Below are 15,808 nucleotides of genomic sequence, written 5' to 3' on the forward strand. Positions count from 1 at the left end.
GAGAGGCGACGGATTTCGCACCGATGAATTCCGGTAGAAACCGAATTGGACCGCGCAGTCTGTCGTATGGTCTCAGTAGCGGCGAGCAGCGAGCGCACCTGACCGGTGCGCGACGGGCTCCGCCGACAGGCAAGTAAGACGATGAAGTCTGGAGATGAACATGCCCACACTGCGACAGCAGCTGTTCCGGATCAAACCGGTTCCGCGGCAGAAGGAAGACGTCGAGACCGATCTCAAACGCACGATCGGGCTGTTCTCGCTGACGATGGTCGGCGTCGGCTCAACCATCGGCACCGGCATCTTCTTCATCCTCTCCGAGTCCGTTCCGGTGGCGGGACCCGCCGTGATCTGGTCATTCGTCATCGCCGGCGCCGTCGCCGGCCTCGCGGTCATCTGCTACGCCGAGCTCGCAGGATCCGTCCCCGTCTCCGGTTCCTCCTACTCCTATGCGTACGCGACCCTCGGCGAACTGCCGGCGATGGGGGTGGCCGCGTGTCTCCTCCTCGAATACGGAGTCGCCGGTGCGGCCGTCGCGGTCGGCTGGTCGCAGTACGTCAACCAGCTGCTGTTCAATCTTTTCGGATTCCAGATCCCGCACGCCCTGGCCTACGCGCCGGAAGAAGGCGGCATCGTCAACCTGCCTGCCATCCTGCTGCTGGCGATGTGCTGCTTCCTGCTGGTGCGCGGCACCGGCGAATCCATCGTCGTCAATGCGATCATGGTCTGCCTCAAGATCGGCGTGCTCATCTTCTTCATCTGCGTCGGCGTCACCGGCTGGGACTCGAATAACTTCGCCGACTTCGCCCCCTTCGGCATCTCCGGAGTCGTCGCCGGCTCGGGTCTGATCTTCTTCAGCTACGTCGGCATGGACGCTGTCGCCACGGCCGGCGATGAGACGAAGAACCCGAAGAAGACGATGCCCCGAGCTCTCATCGCTGCCCTCATCATCGTCACCTCCGTCTACGTCCTCGTCGCCGTCGCCGCCCTGTCCGCCCAGCCGTGGGAGAAATTCGACGGACAGACCGCAGGCCTGTCGGCCATCCTCGAGAACATCGTCGGCTCGCAGTGGCCCGGCACGGTCGTGGCCGCCGGCGCGGTGATCTCGATCTTCTCCGTCACCCTGGTCTCCATCTACGGCCAGTCCCGCATCCTCTTCACAATGGCCGGCGACGGAATGATGCCCAAGCTCTTCCGCGAGGTCAATCCCCGCACACTCACCCCGGTCAAAGGCACGATCGTCGTCTCCGCCGTCATCGCGGTCCTCGCCGGCTTCATCCCGTTGAATTTCCTCGCCGAGATGACCTCGATCGGCACCCTCGTCGCCTTCGTCGTCGTCTCCCTGGCCGTGATCATCCTGCGCGTGCGCGAACCGAACCTCGAACGCGGCTTCAAGGTCCCGTTCTATCCCGTCCTGCCGGTGCTCTCGATCATCGGCTGCTTCTGGATCATCTCGAGCCTGCAGGTCATCACTATCGTCGTCTTCATCATCTGGACCGCCTTTATCCTGAGCCTGTACTTCATCTTCGGCCGCAAGTCCTCCGTCCTCGGCAAGCAGCTCGCCGAGGCGGGACCCACCAATCCCGAATCCCCCGGACCGGACTCCACAGGAGGAGCCAAATGAGCATCGTCGTCGGTCTTGCCCCAGGTCAGGACAACCGCGCAGCCGTCGAGCTGGGCATCGTCCTCGCCCGCACTTATCGACGCCGGATCGTCGCAACCGCCGTGGACTCCGCTGCGTTCCCGATGGCGCCCGTGCACTTCGAGAGCCAGTACGAGAACAGGTTCCGCACCGTCGCCGAGGCGGCCCTCGACGAGGCGCGTGCGCTCATTCCCAGCGATATCGAGTCCGAATGCGTCCTCCACTCCGCGCGGTCGTCGCGGCGCGGTCTGCTCGAGATGTGCGAGAAGACCGACGCCTATCGCCTCGTCGTCGGACCATCGTCGGAAGGGAAGCCGGGCAAGATCGCGCTCGGGTCGGTGTCGAACGGTCTGCTGCACAGCGCCAGGCTGCCGGTGGCCCTGGCCCCGGCCGGATTCGAAGCGCCTGCAGGGGCGCGGCTGGAGCGGATCACTGCCGCGTATTCGGGGTCGTCCACCTCGGCGGATCTCATTCTTGGTGCTGCGATGGTTTCGGCGGAGTCGGACGTGCCGTTCCGCATCGCTTCGTTCGCCCCGCGTTCGCGTGTGGTCGCCTCGGCGAACGTGCCTTTCGACATGGAGTCACGCGTCATCGACGAATGGACGAAGACCGTCCAGCGTGACACGGACAAGATCCTGTGCTCGATCGAGCAGCTGCACATCAAGCCAGGTGAGACGGACGTCGTCGTGGGAACCGGCGCCGATTGGGCCGCGGCGCTCGGCGCTGTCGAGTGGAAGCATCCGGAAGTGATGATGCTCGGATCCTCCGGGCTGGGTGCGCTCAAGCGGGTCTCGCTCGGCAGCCACGCAATGCGGATCCTGCAGAACTCTCCGGTGCCGATCGTCGTCGTACCCCGTCGAGCGAAGGCCGATTACACGCGCCAGCAGACCGTGTGACGGTCGGTCCGGGTGGGCGCTTCGACGCCTGCGGGTGTCCAATGCTTGAGCAGTTCCAAATTAGCGCAGGCAGTCTCGCTAGCCTGGCGACAGGTCACAACGACGTGGCCGAGAGCTAGTAGAGAGGAACCGCATGGAACTGCTGCGACTGGGACCGATAGGACACGAGATTCCGGCGGTCCGCCATGACGGAGTCTGCTTCGACCTCCGCCCGCTGACCGATGACATCGACCCGGACTTCTTCGCTGCCGACGGCATCGGACGCGTCCGAAGCGCGCTTGACGCTGGGGAACTCAAGCCGCTCGATGGTGCTGATGAGATGCGCATCGGCGCGCCGCTGACCCGACCTTCAGCCATCGTGTGCGTGGGCATGAACTATGCAGCGCATGCTCGTGAGGCCGGAGCCGAACCTCCCGAGCGACCCGTCATCTTCTTCAAGATGCCCTCGACCATCGCCGGGCCCAACGACCCGATCGAACTGCCGCCGTATGCGGCGAAGGCCGATTGGGAGGTCGAACTCGGAGTGGTCATCGGATCACGGACCTTCAGGGCCGCCTCGGCGGAGGAAGGACTCAATCACGTCGCCGGGTACGTGCTCGGCAACGATCTGTCCGAACGCCGACTGCAGATCGAGGAGTCCGGGGGCCAGTGGTCGAAAGGGAAGAATCTGCCCGGGTTCACCCCGATCGGGCCGTGGATCCGCCCCGCCGCCGAGGTGGACCCCGGCAACCTGCGCCTGCGCAGCTGGGTCAACGGCGAAGCCAGGCAGGATTCGTCGACGAGCGACCTCATCTTCTCCGCCGGCGAGATCATCTTCCAGCTCAGCCAGGCGATGGCCTTCGAACCGGGCGACGTCATCCTCACCGGCACACCGCAGGGCGTCGCGCTGTCGGGGCAGTACCCGTACCTGGTCGACGGCGACGTCGTCGAAATCGAGCTCGAGGGCCTCGGCCGACACCGACAGATCGTGACCGTCACGGAGTGAATGCACGAAGCGGCGCACCGATGACTGGTGCGCCGCTTGTGTTTGCGGATCGGCGTCTCAACGATGACGCCGGATCAGGTGAGGGCTGAGATCAGCGGTTCTCGTCGAAGCCGCCCTGCTCGCCACCGAAGCCACCCTGGGCCTGATCCCGGCCGTCGAAGCCGCCCTGCTCCTGCTGATCCGACTGACCCTGCTGGCCGCCCTGTTCGCGGTCGTTGTCTCCACCGAAGCCGCCGGACTGCTGTCCTTCCTGGGACTGCTGGCCACGGTCGTCTCCGCCGAACCCGCCGTCGTTCTGACCGCCCTGAGCCTGCCGGCCGCGATCATCGCCGCCGGGTCCGTCCTGTTCCTGACCCCTGGGCTGGCCACCCTGCTCACGGTCATCTCCACCGAATCCGCCGGACTGTTCCTGGCCGCCCCCGAAGCCGCCCTGTTCCTGGCCGCCCTGGGCCTGCTGATCCTGGCCGCCGAAGCCACCCTGCTCCTGCTGGCCCGACTGGCCCTGCTGGCCACCCTGATCGCCGAAGCCACTCTGCTGTCCCTCGGGACCGCTCTGCTGCTCATTGCCGAAGTCGTTCTGACCGCTGTCGTTGTTGCCTGCGAAATCGTTCGATTCCATGTCCAACTCCTCATTCGGTGACGAATCATCGCTGTCTGCGACTCGATTGCCAGTCTTCGGTACCCAGAGCCTGGCTGACAATAGAGTTCAAGGAATGTTGCACGAAGTTCACTCAAGCCGCAGCTGATGTTCAGCCAAGGGGGCTTTTCAATGCGACTTTGCTGTCAGCGGCATTTCGTCACCGTCCAGCACCGATTGTGGAGAGAAGATGGACGTGGTCGTGACCATGGTGGTCGGACCGCCGGCCGAGCAGACCGGCCGAACGAGTGCGGGAGGCACAATGAGTACACCCGATTCCGACACACGACGGGTGACGAAAGGTCGCGTCACGGTCTGGGCGGTTCTCTGTCTCATTCCGGTGATCGCCGCCTTCGTCCTCCAATGGCTGCCGATTCTCAACGGCCCACATCTGTTTCTCGGGCTGCCGACCATCTTGTGGTGGACCTGTGTGCCCGGCAGCCTCCTCGTCACCGGCATCCTCCTGATCATTGAGAAGACCCGCCCCGATCTCGAACGGCAGGGCCACCTCGACGACCTTGCCCTCGAAGAAGCCGAGAGGCTCGAATCGGCCAAAGTCGGAGACCGACCGGAAGTGCAGGCACACCCCGACAACGGTCGGGAGGGCTGAGATGAGCACTATCGAGATCGTCACCCTCGGCGGAATCGTCCTCGTCGCAATTCTCGGTTTCATCGGACGCAAGAAGCCCAATGCCGACCTCTCCGAGTGGACCGTCGGCGGCCGACGCTTCGGCGTGGCCACGACCTGGCTGCTTCAGGCCGGCGAAACCTTCACCACCTTCACCTTCCTCGGTACCGCCGGACTCGTGGTCTCGGGAGGCGCCGCCGCCTTCTACTCGATGCCCTACGTACCCCTCGGCTACCTGGTCCTCTACTTCATCGGCCCGAAGATCTGGCGCATGGCCAAAGCACGCGGGCACCTGACACAGGCCGACTTCCTCGAACACAGCTACTCCTCGCGCACCCTCGGAGTCATCGCAGGCATCTGCGGAGTCATCTTTCTGCTGCCCTACCTGCAGCTGCAGATCACCGGACTCAGCCTCATCGTTCAACTCGTCACCGGTAACCGAACGACGGGCGTGTGGTCAATGGTCATCGCTTTCATCCTCGTCGTCGCCTTCGTCCTGTGGTCGGGTCTGCGAGGCGTGGCCACGACCGCGTACTTCAAAGACGCGCTCATGCTCGTCATGCTCTTCGTCGTGTGCATCTCGATCCCCATCCATTTCACCGGCGGATTCACGAACGTCTTCGACACCGTCGCTGCGACCATGCCCGACCTCCTGAGCGTCCACGGCACAGAGGAATACGGCATCCCCTGGTACATCTCGAACATGGCGATCAGCGCCATCGGCGTGGCCTTCGTGACTCTTCCGCACATGTGGCCGCCGATCCTCGCAGCCCGCAGCTCCGCGGTGCTGCGTCAGAACTACCTGTGGCTGCCGATCTACAACACCTTCATCGTCCTGCCGCTCATCGTCGGCTACGTGGCCGTCATCATCCTCGGTCGGAACACCGACGCCGACTCGGCTCTGCTCCACCTGTCCGGACAGATGTTCCCCGATTGGGTGATCGGAGTCCTCGCCGTCGCCGGAATCACCACGGCGATGGTGCCCTCGGCCGCGCTGCTCATCGGTATCTCGACCCTGGCTTCACGCAATGTCTTCCGGATCAGATCCGAACGGCATCAGTTCACTGCGACTCAGATCATCGTCGTCGTCGCCACTGCCCTGTCGCTGCTGCTGGCCATCGTCATGCCCGACCTGCTGGCGAACCTCCTGCTGCTGACTTTCTCCGGCCTCGACCAGCTCGCCCCTGCGATCGCCGCGGCTCTCTTCTTCCGCGGTCGTCTCAGTGTTCGCTCGATCATCGCCGGTCTCGCGGCGGGACTGATCGTCGTCATCGCCTACACGTTCTGGCTGCCGTTGCCGTGGGCGATCAGCGAAGGCATCATCGGCCTCGGCGTCAACATCCTCGTCGTTGCGGTCTGCGAAGCCGTGCGTGCCGGGGTCGGTCGGTCGAAGGCTGAGATTCCGACCGAATCCATCGGTCAACGCGCGTAGGTCACGCTGCGGAACAGCTGAGCACCGCCTCGGGGAGGTGGACCGTCCGACCGCCCGGGCGGCGGATATCCGCGCCGATCGCCCCGACACCTGGCACCATGGGAGAACCGAACCACGCACAACTAGGAGCATCGTCATGAGCACGCACCGACTTCCCCTTTCCGGTGTGCGAGTCCTCGAACTCGGAAACTACATCGCCGCACCCACCGCCGGGCGGATGCTTGCGGACTTCGGCGCCGAGGTGATCAAGGTCGAACGCCCCGGCACCGGCGATGAGCTGCGCAATTGGCGGCTCAAGGCCGGCGACACCTCGATGCTCTACCGCACGATCAACCGCAACAAGAAGTCGGTCGTGCTCGACCTGCGCAGCGACGAGGGACGCGAAGCTGTGCTCGAACTCGTCCGCCGCAGCGACATCCTGCTCGAGAACTTCCGCCCCGGCACCCTCGAGAAATGGGGACTCGGCCCCGACGTGCTCGAAGAGGCGAACCCCGACCTTGTGTTCGTGCGCATCTCAGCGTTCGGCCAGACCGGACCGATGTCGTCCCGGCCCGGTTTCGCCGCCGTCGCCGAAGGATATTCCGGCTTCCGCGAACTCGTCGGCGACCCCGACCGCCCGCCGGTGCGCGTGGGCATCTCGATCGGCGATTCGATCGCCGGAATGCAGGCGGCGTTCGGTGCCGTGATGATGCTCTTCGACCGACAGCGGCAGAAGATCGCCGGAGCCGCCGAGGCGGTCGTCGGATCCGCGCACAGCTTCGAAGGCAAGGGTCCGCTGTCGGAGCGGACCGTCGACGTCGCGCTCAACGAGGCGATGTTCTCCGTGATGGAATCCCTCGTCCCCGACTACTCCGCATTCGGCGAGGTCCGCACCCGCACCGGCGGTCGGATGGAGGGCATCGCGCCCTCGAACGGCTACATGTGCGCCGGCGGGAAGTCCGTGGTCATCGCCGGTAATGGGGATGGAATCTTCCCGCGGCTGATGACGGCGATCGACCGTCCCGACCTCGCCGAGGATGCCGACCTGCAGACGAATGCCGGCCGTTGGCAGCGGCGCGACGAACTCGACGAAGCCATCGGGGCGTGGTGCGCGCAGCGTTCAGTCGAGGACGTCGTCGAGACTCTGGAGGAAGTGGGCGTTCCGGCGGGACCCATCTACACGGCCGAAGATCTCGTCGCCGATGAGCAGCTCGCCGCTCGCGGGATGATTCAGAACCTCGACGTCTCCACCGGCGAAGAAGTCCTCGAAGACGTCGCCTTCCCCGGCATCACCCCGGTCATCGGCGGCGAATCGATCGCGATCGACCACCTCGGGCCCGACTTGGGCGAACACACCGACGAGGTGCTGTCGTGGCTGGGCCTCGCCTCGGCCGCACGCGGTGAGGCGGATTTCGGTGCCGACTCGGAGGGGAACGTCGATGGTGCCGCCAAAGACACGGACTGATATGACAGCCCTCAGGCTTCGGCCCGCATCCGGGTGCTCTGACGTCCCTGCCCTTGTGGCGATCTGGCGCAGCGCTGTCGACGCCACGCATGATTTTCTGTCCGACGACGACCGGGACGAGATCGAGAAGCATCTGGCTGCGGACTACTTTCCGGCCGTGAGACTCACCGTCGCTGAATTGGACGGCCGAGCCGTAGGGTTTTGCGGGGTCGTCGACGGAGACCTCGCGATGCTCTTCATCGACGCTGGTGAACGGGGCCGGGGGATCGGCTCCGCGCTGATTGACTATGCGATCGAACACGAGGATGTGACCACGGTCGACGTCAATGAACAGAACACCTCAGCGCTGGAGTTCTACCGGCACCAGGGGTTCGAAATGATCGGACGCAGTGAGACCGATGAAGCCGGGCGGCCCTATCCGATCCTGCACATGAGGTTGGCTGGGGATGCCGACGCCAGCGGGAATTGACTCTTCCAGCAGTGCCCGCCCAGGTCTACTCTTATGCCATGGGCGAGCTGAGGTACTCGATCAACGTCACCGTCGACGGCTGCTGTGATCATCGCGTGGGAGTCATCAGCGATGATTTCCATCGCCATCATGCGAACAATCTCAAGCGTGCCGACGGGCTGATCTTCGGTCGCATCACCTACCAGATGATGGAAGACGCCTGGCGCCGGCCCGAAGGTGACACGACCCCGGAAAAGGACCTCGACCCGTTCATTGCGGCCATCGACCCGGCTCGCAAATTTGTCGTCTCCAGCACCCTGGACAGCGTCGACTGGAACTCCGAACTCATCCGCGGCGATCTCGGCACCGCTGTCCGCGAGCTCAAGGAGCAATCGGTGACGGGACTCGCTACAGGGGGAGTGACGCTGCCGCTGGCTCTGGCCGAACTCGGTCTCATCGACGAGTTCGAGATCGTCGTCCACCCCTGCATCGCCGGGCACGGACCCTACCTCTTCGCAGGACTGAGCGACGTTGTCGACCTGGAACTCGTCGACCGCAGCGAACTCGAAGCCGGCCACGCGATTCAGACATACCGGCCGAAGAAGCAGGCTTCCCGATAGACGGGACTGAACTCAGGCAATTCTTCCCGACCTCTCATATGCCGAACAAAGCCTGTTGCCTGGACTGAGCGCGTTATATAACGAGAGTGGAGTCGCGCATGGTCGCGCGGCGACGAACCGTTTCCCGTTCAGCGGGAGCCTGCGTGAAGGAGTCCCATGGTCCGGCCCACTTCCGTCGATATCCTCGACACCACTCTGCGCGACGGGCTGCAGATCGAAGAAGCCATCGTGCCCACCGATGTCAAGGTCGCCCTGGCCGAGAAGCTCATCGGCTCGGGACTCAAGCACATCGAGGTCGGCTCCTTCGTCAATCCGAAGAAGGTCCCGCAGATGGCCGACACCGACGAACTGCTGCGCCGTCTGGCACCACACGAGGCCGACGGGGTCGAGTTCTTCACCCTCGTCTTCAACCTCAAGGGCGCCCAAAGGGCCGTCGACGCCGGGGCGAAGAACATCAAACTCGTGCTCTCGGCCTCCGAAGGACACTCGAAAGCGAATTCCGATGCCTCCATCGCCGAGGCGTCCGACCGCCTCATGGACGCCGCCGTCTTCGCCCGTGACCGGGGACTGCGCTTCGACATCACGACCGCCGTGAGCTTCATCTGTCCCTTCGACGGGATCACCGAGGCTGACCACCTCGTCGAGGTCCTCCGTCCCTTTGTCGACGCCGGAGCCCACAGTGTCGGGGTGGCCGACACCATCGGCAACGCCAACCCATCGCTGGTCCGCCGCAACACCTCGGCGGTTCTCGACGCGTTCCCGGACAAGCCGGTCAACCTCCACCTCCACGACACCTACAACTTCGGCATGGCCAACGTCATCGCCGCCCTCGATCTGGGGATCGCGAACTTCGACGCGGCCATGGGCGGACTCGGCGGCTGCCCCTTCGCCCCGGGCGCCGCCGGCAACATCGGCACCGACGACCTCGTCCACCTCCTCCACCGCGAGGGCGTGGCCACCGGCGTCGACGTCGAGGCGCTCACCGAGGTGCGCGACCCCCTCATCGCCGCCGTCGGACACGACCTGACTTCGAGCCTGTCGGACATCCCCGCGACCCCCGCGGTCTTCGACGACCGGTTCGCGGCCGCCTCGGCGAAGGTCTGAAATGACTTCCCACATGACCGCCGAACAGACCCAGGCAACGACCCCCGAACCGCTGCCGCTCGAAGGCATCCGCGTCATCGAGTTCTCCCACATGGTCATGGGTCCCAGCTGCGGGATGATCCTCGCCGACCTCGGCGCCGAGGTCATCAAGATCGAACCCCGCGGAGCCGGCGACAAGACCCGCTACCTGCCCGGGTCCGGATCCGGGCTGTTCCCCGCGTTCAACCGCAATAAGCACAGCGTCCAACTCGATATCGCCGAGGCGGCCGACCGTGACCGTGTCCTCGACCTCATCGATTCCGCCGATGTCCTGCTCGAGAACTTCCGCGTCGGGAAGATGGAATCGATCGGCTTCGGATACGAGGAGCTCTCGGCCCGCAACCCCGGACTCATCTACTGCTCACTCAAGGGATTCCTCTCCGGGCCCTACGGGAACCGCGCCGCCCTCGACGAGGTCGTCCAGATGCTCGGGGGATTGGCGTATATGACCGGTCCACCCGGCCAGCCGCTGCGCGCCGGAGCCAGCGTCAACGACATCATGGGCGGAATGTTCGGAGTCATCGGCATCCAGTCGGCACTGCGGGTGCGCGAAACCACCGGCCGCGGAAAACTCATCAACTCCGCACTGTTCGAGAACAACGCCTTCCTCGTCGGCACGCACATGGCTCAATCCCAGATCAGCGGCGAACCACCCCGCCCGATGCCGACCCGGCAAGCAACCTGGGCCGTCTATGACATCTTCCGCGATGCTGATGACAACCAGGTCTTCGTCGCCGCCGTCTCCGACGGGCAGTGGCGCGACCTCTGCGACGAATTCGGACTGACGGGGCTGGCCGCCGACCCGGACATGCTGACCAACCAGGGCCGAGTCGACCAGCGCGACCGTATTCATCGCGAGCTCCAGCAGGCACTGTCACAGCTGAGCCTGGCCGAGATCGAAGACAAGTGCACCCGGCGCGGCCTGCCCGTCGCTCCGGTCAACACCCCGGCCGACCTCACCGACGACCCGCACCTTGTGGCCTCCGGAGCGCTCGCCCACACCGGGCTGCCGACAGGTGCAAGGGTGGATGTGCCGCTGCTGCCGCTGACCTTCGACGGGAACCGGCTCGGGCTGCGCAGCGACGTGCCCGAACCCGGCCGCCACAACAGCCATTACCGGGACGGCCCCGCAGTGCCGACGGGCCCGCCGGTCGACGGACCCCAGCCCGACGAAAACCGCCTGGACTGACAACTCAGCCAGCGGCACCACCAAGCACACCACTGAATATCGAGAACCGAACACACAAGGGGACAGCTCATGCGATCAACGACGATCACACGCACACGGACGGCCGCCTCGGCGAAGGAAGGGTCGACGAGTACCCGCAAGCGCGCGGCGAAGATCGGGGCGGTGCTCGCTTCGGTCGCCCTCGTCGCCGCTGCCTGCGGGAACAAGGCGCAGCCCCCGGGCGAGGGCGGGGACTATCCGAAGGGACCGGTCTCGGTCACCGCTCCGGCTGAACCCGGATCCGGCTGGGACACCACGGCACGCGCGCTGGTCGAGGCGCTGCAGAAGGAAGACATCGTCTCCTCGCCGCTGCCCGTGCAGAACAAGCCCGGCGGCACCGGCTGCTCGTGGCTGACGTCGATGATGCAGCAGGAGAAGGGCAAGGACGATCAGATCGCCATCACCTCCCTGGCCAGCCAGACGATGAAGGCGCGCAACCTCTGCGAGTTCGGTCCCGAGGACACGACGCTCATCGCCACCCTCTACGTCGAGGACTTCATGGTCGTGACGCCGAAAGACGGGGACTTCAAGGATCTCGACGCCCTGGTCAAGGCGCTCAAGGACGACCCGCAGAAGGTCACCGTCGCGGCCGCCGGAGACGACACTCTGCCGTTCGCCCTGTTCGCGAAGGAAGCCGGCGTCGACCCGGCCGACATCAACTTCGTCAACTACGACGGCGGTGGCGAGCAGACGACCGCCATGCTCAACGGGGACGCGAAGGTCGCCATCGCCGGCATGAGCGAATTCCGCTCCGTCATCGAAGCCGGCGACATCGAACCCCTCGTCACCTTCGCCCAGGAACCGCTGGCGGCGCCCTTCGACACGGTGCCCACCGCGAAGGACTCCGGCTACGACGTGACCTTGGGCAACTGGCGCGGAGTCTACGGACCCGCCGAGATGCCGCAGGAAGCCGTGGACTTCTGGGCCAAGGCGCTCGAAGACGTGAGCAAGTCCGACGCCTGGCAGGAGACGCTGAAGAACAACCAGTGGGCCACCGAGTTCCACACCGGCGACGACGCCCAGGCCTACGTCGACGACGCGGCGAAGACGGTCGCCGAAGGCGTCAACGAGACCGACCTGGGCAACAGCAAATGACCGCTTTCCGCACCGACCTCATCACCGGCGGCGCCATCGCCGTCATCGGCGCGGTGTACTACATCGCGACGTTCTCCATCCAGGAGACCGCGAACATCGTCACCCCGCGCACCTTCCCCGCCATCGTCGGGATCGGACTCATCGTGCTCGGCCTCTTCCTCGCCGGCCAGGCCGTCGTCCGGCACCGGAAGGACACCCTCGCCGAGGCGGGGACCGGGTCCGGGGGAACTGCACGTACGACTCCGGCGAGGGACGGGGACGGTACGGCCGCCTCGGCGGGGGAATCATCCCTTGAAACCGCCGACCGATCCTCCGGTCAGGAGGGGGTCAGCGGGATCGTCCTCGAAGCCCCGCCGGAGCCGCAGGTGCGCAAGGTCGTATTCCAGTTCGCGCTCTTCTTCGTCTATCTGGCGATCCTCATCCCAGTCGGATTCCTGCTGTCGACGGCGGCGTTCCTGATGGGGCTGACCAGCATCTACGCACCTGAGAAGTGGATTCGCAACCTCATCTTCTCCGTCCTCTTCGCGGTCGTGGTCTACACGGCGTTCGTCTACGGACTCGCCGTGTACCTGCCGGTCGGGATCCTGGGTTAGGGGGCGGGCATGGACACTCTCATCGATCTGGGAGGCGGCTTCGCCTCGGCACTCGAGCCGGTCAGCCTCGCCTTCGCCCTCCTCGGCGTGCTGCTCGGCACAGTCGTCGGAGTGCTGCCGGGAATCGGACCGATCTCCGCGATCGCGATCCTCATCCCGGTCTCCTTCGGCATGGAGCCGGTGCACGGCCTCATCCTGCTGTGCGGAATCTACTACGGGTCGATGTACGGCGGTTCGATCACCGCTACGCTCATCAAAACCCCCGGTGAGGTCGCCAGCGCGGTGACCGCGATCGAGGGCTACGAGATGGCCCGCCGCGGTCGGGGCAAGGCCGCCCTGGCGACCGCGGCGATCGGTTCGTTCCTCGCCGGCACCCTGGCGATCATCGGGCTGACGTTCCTGTCCCCGGTGCTCGTCAAGCTCGCGAACGTCTTCGGCGCCACCGAATACTTCCTGCTCATGGCCACGGCTCTGCTGCTCGCGTCGACGATGTCGGCGGGCTCGCGGGCGAAGGCGCTCATCTCGATCTTCATCGGATTGGCCGTCGGCCTCATCGGCCTCGACTTCCAGACCGGGCTGCCCCGGCAGACGTTCGGGATGAGTCTGCTCTCCGACGGAATCGACTTCACGATCTTCGCGATGGCGCTCTTCGCTATCCCCGAGGCGATCCGGAACCTCGCGCTCGGACGTGGGGCCAAGGACGAGATCCAGAGCTTCGGCAACGACAAGTGGATGACGAAGGAAGACTGGCAGCGGTCGGCCGGGCCGTGGGCGCGTGGTTCCGTGGTCGGCTTCATCATCGGCATCCTGCCCGGAGTCGGTCCCTCGCTGGCGTCGTTCATGTCCTACATCATGGAGAAGCGGATCTCGAAGCGGAAGGACGAATTCGGCCACGGTGCCATCGAAGGCGTGGCTGGTCCGGAGGCGGCGAACAATGCCGGTGTCGGCGGTGCGATGATTCCGCTGTTCAGCCTCGGCATTCCGGGTTCGGCGACGACGGCGCTGCTGCTGTTCGTGTTCACGATGTACGGCCTGCAGCCGGGGCCGCTGATCTTCCGGGACGAGACCGGGCTGATCTGGACGATCATCGCGAGCATGTACATCGGCAATATCGCGCTCATCATCCTCAATCTGCCGCTAGTCGGGGTGTTCGTGAAGCTGTTGAAGATGCCCAAGGAGATCCTCTTCTCATCCATCCTCGTACTTGTGGTCATCGGCGCCTACGCCATCGAATTCAGTCTGTTCGGGCTGATGATGCTCGGCATCTTCGGCGTCATCGGCTACCTCATGGAGAAGGGCGGCATCCCCTTGGCTCCGGCGATCCTGGCGCTCGTGCTCGTGCCGCTGCTCGAGGACAACTTCCGGCGCATGCTGCAGATCTCCGGTGGATCGTTCGCACCCCTGGTCACCAGGCCGGTGTCGCTGTCGATCATCATCCTCATGGTGCTCGGCATCATCGGACCTATCATCTTCCGGTGGTGGGTGTCCCGGCGGAAGCTGCTCGCTGATGTGACGGTGTCGTGAGGAGTGGGAATGAAGAGTTCTGACCAGGCGCCGGCGGAGATCGGAGTCATCGACCGCAGTGCGGCCATCCTCGAAGTCCTACAGGACTCGCCGATGACGGCTGCGGAGGTGTGCCGCCGACTCGGCTATTCGAAGTCGACGACGTATCGGCTGCTGACCGACCTGCGGGCGCACAAGTTCATCGTCCGTGACTCCTCGGGGCTGCTGCGGTTGGGGCCCTTCCCGGGCAGGCGCAATATCGCCACGACGAACTCGGTGCTCGACCATCTGCGGACGATGACCGGGGAATCCGTGCAGCTGTGGGTCCGCGTCGGTGAGGACCGTGTGTGCGTGCGCAACGTCGAAGCCGATCATGAGCTGCGCGTCTCGCGCGGAGTCGGTGCGGTGCTCCCGCTCGTCGACGGCGGCTCGGCTGCCCTGGCGCTGTGCGGGCCGGGAAATCCGGCGGAGTTCTACGCGACCAAGCAGGCACGGGTGGCCGGGACCGCCTCGGCGAGTGTGGCCTTCACCGTCGGTGCGATCGTGTTCGCGCTCTGTGTGTCCTACCCGCTGACGCGGGAACCGGACAACGTCGCCGGCGCCTATCGCAGCCTGCTCAGCCGGGCTGCCGTCGAGCTGCGGGCGTTGCTCGACGGCAGCGAGGAACTCGAGGTGCTGCGCGATATCGCCCGGTTGGCGCTGGGTGCCCGGAAGCAGGCGGGAGAGTAGGGAGGACTATTCCGCCGTTGGCTCAGTCAGCGGATGAAGGTCACTCTGCCGGAGGCTGGCCGAGGTAGAAGCCGGTGGTGCGTTCTGCGGCGGCGCGCGCCTGATCGACCGGGGTTCCTGCCGCCGCCGAGGCCTCGCCCCAGCGGGCGCTGGAGGTGCGGACGAATTCCTGGGCCGACGCCGAGGCGACCCATTCATTCTCGTCTTCCGGGCGTCCCGTACCGGCCACGAGATGGTTGGCGAGACCGAGGAGGGAGATGTCCCACCCGACCCCGGTGGCGCCGGGTCCGAACTGCACCCAGAAATCGGCGTGCGCCTCACCTGCGTGCGAGTGCTCGAGGGTCAGGCGTGCGCCGCCGTCTGCCTCGGCGAAGCGGACGGTGACATGGCTGACTCCTCCCGCAAATTCCCAGGTCAGCGAGTAGAAGTGGGGCGGTTCGCAGTTCTCGATCGTGCCGGAGGCATTGCCTTCGATCTGGTAGCGACCGCCGAGTTCGAGGTCGCCGCTGACGGGTGCGAACCAGCGCTCGAGCCGAACCGGATCGGTGCAGGCTTCCCAGAGGTCTGCGACGGTGGTCGGGTAGGTCTGGCTCAGCGTCTGGACCGTGTGCTGGGTGTCGCCCTCGACGGTGATGTTAAGCCCGCGGTCGACGGCGTCGGCCTGCGCGGCGAGGACCTGGTCTTCGGTGGGGCGACTGGAGTCGGGGGTGGTCATGGAAGCTCCTCGGAGGTCGTCGATGATCTGACGGCGGTTGAAGGTGAGGTGCGGGAGGTTCGCCGAAGATCGG

16 protein-coding genes are annotated in these 15,808 nt (G+C 65.3%); 14 read left to right on the forward strand and 2 right to left on the reverse strand.

Annotated features, from left to right (window positions below; genetic code table 11):
• The first annotated feature begins 160 nt into the window (after positions 1–160).
• The 3 genes from ACVZTU_RS01150 (at position 161) to ACVZTU_RS01160 (ending at position 3,520) form a co-directional block, all read left to right on the forward strand.
• Positions 161–1,621 (forward strand): APC family permease, encoded by a 1,461-nt coding sequence (locus ACVZTU_RS01150; RefSeq protein ID WP_482401157.1) that lies wholly within the window; start codon positions 161–163, stop codon positions 1,619–1,621.
• Positions 1,618–2,535 carry a universal stress protein gene (locus ACVZTU_RS01155; protein WP_376905053.1) on the forward strand — a complete coding sequence of 306 codons (918 nt, stop codon included), beginning with the start codon at positions 1,618–1,620 and terminating at the stop codon, positions 2,533–2,535. The genes ACVZTU_RS01150 and ACVZTU_RS01155 overlap by 4 nt, the downstream gene beginning before the upstream one ends.
• Before the next feature lie 133 nt (positions 2,536–2,668).
• Complete coding sequence (locus ACVZTU_RS01160) at positions 2,669–3,520, forward strand: fumarylacetoacetate hydrolase family protein (protein WP_482401158.1); 852 nt, start codon at positions 2,669–2,671, stop codon at positions 3,518–3,520.
• 91 nt (positions 3,521–3,611) lie between these two features.
• On the opposite strand, the gene ACVZTU_RS01165 is transcribed toward ACVZTU_RS01160, so the two are convergent.
• A complete protein-coding gene (locus ACVZTU_RS01165; protein WP_482401159.1) occupies positions 3,612–4,139 on the reverse strand; it encodes a hypothetical protein in 528 nt (175 codons plus the stop codon).
• Positions 4,140–4,419: 280 nt separating this feature from the next.
• Between ACVZTU_RS01165 and ACVZTU_RS01170 the strand changes: the two genes are divergently transcribed.
• The 11 genes from ACVZTU_RS01170 (at position 4,420) to ACVZTU_RS01220 (ending at position 15,020) form a co-directional block, all read left to right on the forward strand.
• Positions 4,420–4,767 (forward strand): hypothetical protein, encoded by a 348-nt coding sequence (locus ACVZTU_RS01170; protein WP_259358179.1) that lies wholly within the window; start codon positions 4,420–4,422, stop codon positions 4,765–4,767.
• A gap of 1 nt (position 4,768) precedes the next feature.
• A complete protein-coding gene (locus ACVZTU_RS01175; protein ID WP_482401160.1) occupies positions 4,769–6,217 on the forward strand; it encodes a sodium:solute symporter family protein in 1,449 nt (482 codons plus the stop codon).
• 136 nt (positions 6,218–6,353) lie between these two features.
• Positions 6,354–7,661 carry a CaiB/BaiF CoA transferase family protein gene (locus ACVZTU_RS01180; protein ID WP_139467813.1) on the forward strand — a complete coding sequence of 436 codons (1,308 nt, stop codon included), beginning with the start codon at positions 6,354–6,356 and terminating at the stop codon, positions 7,659–7,661.
• 1 nt (position 7,662) lies between these two features.
• Complete coding sequence (locus ACVZTU_RS01185; protein WP_180345552.1) at positions 7,663–8,130, forward strand: acetyltransferase; 468 nt, start codon at positions 7,663–7,665, stop codon at positions 8,128–8,130.
• 38 nt (positions 8,131–8,168) lie between these two features.
• Positions 8,169–8,729 (forward strand): dihydrofolate reductase family protein, encoded by a 561-nt coding sequence (locus tag ACVZTU_RS01190; protein WP_482401161.1) that lies wholly within the window; start codon positions 8,169–8,171, stop codon positions 8,727–8,729.
• Between the two features lie 156 nt (positions 8,730–8,885).
• Positions 8,886–9,833, forward strand: coding sequence for a hydroxymethylglutaryl-CoA lyase (locus tag ACVZTU_RS01195; RefSeq protein WP_482401162.1), 948 nt, complete (start codon positions 8,886–8,888; stop codon positions 9,831–9,833).
• 13 nt (positions 9,834–9,846) lie between these two features.
• Positions 9,847–11,061, forward strand: coding sequence for a CaiB/BaiF CoA transferase family protein (locus tag ACVZTU_RS01200; RefSeq protein ID WP_181271070.1), 1,215 nt, complete (start codon positions 9,847–9,849; stop codon positions 11,059–11,061).
• A 69-nt stretch (positions 11,062–11,130) separates the two neighbouring features.
• Complete coding sequence (locus ACVZTU_RS01205; RefSeq protein ID WP_376905047.1) at positions 11,131–12,195, forward strand: tripartite tricarboxylate transporter substrate binding protein; 1,065 nt, start codon at positions 11,131–11,133, stop codon at positions 12,193–12,195.
• Positions 12,192–12,788: a tripartite tricarboxylate transporter TctB family protein gene (locus tag ACVZTU_RS01210; protein WP_376905046.1), complete on the forward strand. Its 597-nt coding sequence runs from the start codon at positions 12,192–12,194 to the stop codon at positions 12,786–12,788. Before ACVZTU_RS01205 ends, ACVZTU_RS01210 begins: the two co-directional genes overlap by 4 nt.
• A gap of 9 nt (positions 12,789–12,797) precedes the next feature.
• Positions 12,798–14,312: a tripartite tricarboxylate transporter permease gene (locus ACVZTU_RS01215; protein ID WP_482401163.1), complete on the forward strand. Its 1,515-nt coding sequence runs from the start codon at positions 12,798–12,800 to the stop codon at positions 14,310–14,312.
• A 9-nt stretch (positions 14,313–14,321) separates the two neighbouring features.
• On the forward strand, positions 14,322–15,020 hold the full coding sequence (locus ACVZTU_RS01220) for a helix-turn-helix domain-containing protein (protein WP_482401164.1): 699 nt from the start codon (positions 14,322–14,324) through the stop codon (positions 15,018–15,020).
• Between the two features lie 40 nt (positions 15,021–15,060).
• Here ACVZTU_RS01220 and ACVZTU_RS01225 read toward each other — a convergent pair whose 3' ends face one another.
• On the reverse strand, positions 15,061–15,735 hold the full coding sequence (locus tag ACVZTU_RS01225) for an SRPBCC family protein (RefSeq protein WP_482401165.1): 675 nt from the start codon (positions 15,733–15,735) through the stop codon (positions 15,061–15,063).
• Positions 15,736–15,808: the final 73 nt, after the last annotated feature.

It is taken from the genome of Brevibacterium sp. OS20, assembly GCF_056837565.1.

Coding starts and splice junctions, on each gene's coding strand:
- ACVZTU_RS01215 (WP_482401163.1), top strand. CDS start 12,798: ATGGACACTCTCATCGATCTGGGAGGCGGCTTCGCCTCGGCACTCGAG.
- ACVZTU_RS01175 (WP_482401160.1), top strand. CDS start 4,769: ATGAGCACTATCGAGATCGTCACCCTCGGCGGAATCGTCCTCGTCGCA.
- ACVZTU_RS01220 (WP_482401164.1), top strand. CDS start 14,322: ATGAAGAGTTCTGACCAGGCGCCGGCGGAGATCGGAGTCATCGACCGC.
- ACVZTU_RS01210 (WP_376905046.1), top strand. CDS start 12,192: ATGACCGCTTTCCGCACCGACCTCATCACCGGCGGCGCCATCGCCGTC.
- ACVZTU_RS01150 (WP_482401157.1), top strand. CDS start 161: ATGCCCACACTGCGACAGCAGCTGTTCCGGATCAAACCGGTTCCGCGG.
- ACVZTU_RS01205 (WP_376905047.1), top strand. CDS start 11,131: ATGCGATCAACGACGATCACACGCACACGGACGGCCGCCTCGGCGAAG.
- ACVZTU_RS01185 (WP_180345552.1), top strand. CDS start 7,663: ATGACAGCCCTCAGGCTTCGGCCCGCATCCGGGTGCTCTGACGTCCCT.
- ACVZTU_RS01195 (WP_482401162.1), top strand. CDS start 8,886: ATGGTCCGGCCCACTTCCGTCGATATCCTCGACACCACTCTGCGCGAC.
- ACVZTU_RS01200 (WP_181271070.1), top strand. CDS start 9,847: ATGACCGCCGAACAGACCCAGGCAACGACCCCCGAACCGCTGCCGCTC.
- ACVZTU_RS01225 (WP_482401165.1), bottom strand. CDS start 15,735: ATGACCACCCCCGACTCCAGTCGCCCCACCGAAGACCAGGTCCTCGCC.
- ACVZTU_RS01160 (WP_482401158.1), top strand. CDS start 2,669: ATGGAACTGCTGCGACTGGGACCGATAGGACACGAGATTCCGGCGGTC.
- ACVZTU_RS01190 (WP_482401161.1), top strand. CDS start 8,169: ATGGGCGAGCTGAGGTACTCGATCAACGTCACCGTCGACGGCTGCTGT.
- ACVZTU_RS01165 (WP_482401159.1), bottom strand. CDS start 4,139: ATGGAATCGAACGATTTCGCAGGCAACAACGACAGCGGTCAGAACGAC.
- ACVZTU_RS01170 (WP_259358179.1), top strand. CDS start 4,420: ATGAGTACACCCGATTCCGACACACGACGGGTGACGAAAGGTCGCGTC.
- ACVZTU_RS01155 (WP_376905053.1), top strand. CDS start 1,618: ATGAGCATCGTCGTCGGTCTTGCCCCAGGTCAGGACAACCGCGCAGCC.
- ACVZTU_RS01180 (WP_139467813.1), top strand. CDS start 6,354: ATGAGCACGCACCGACTTCCCCTTTCCGGTGTGCGAGTCCTCGAACTC.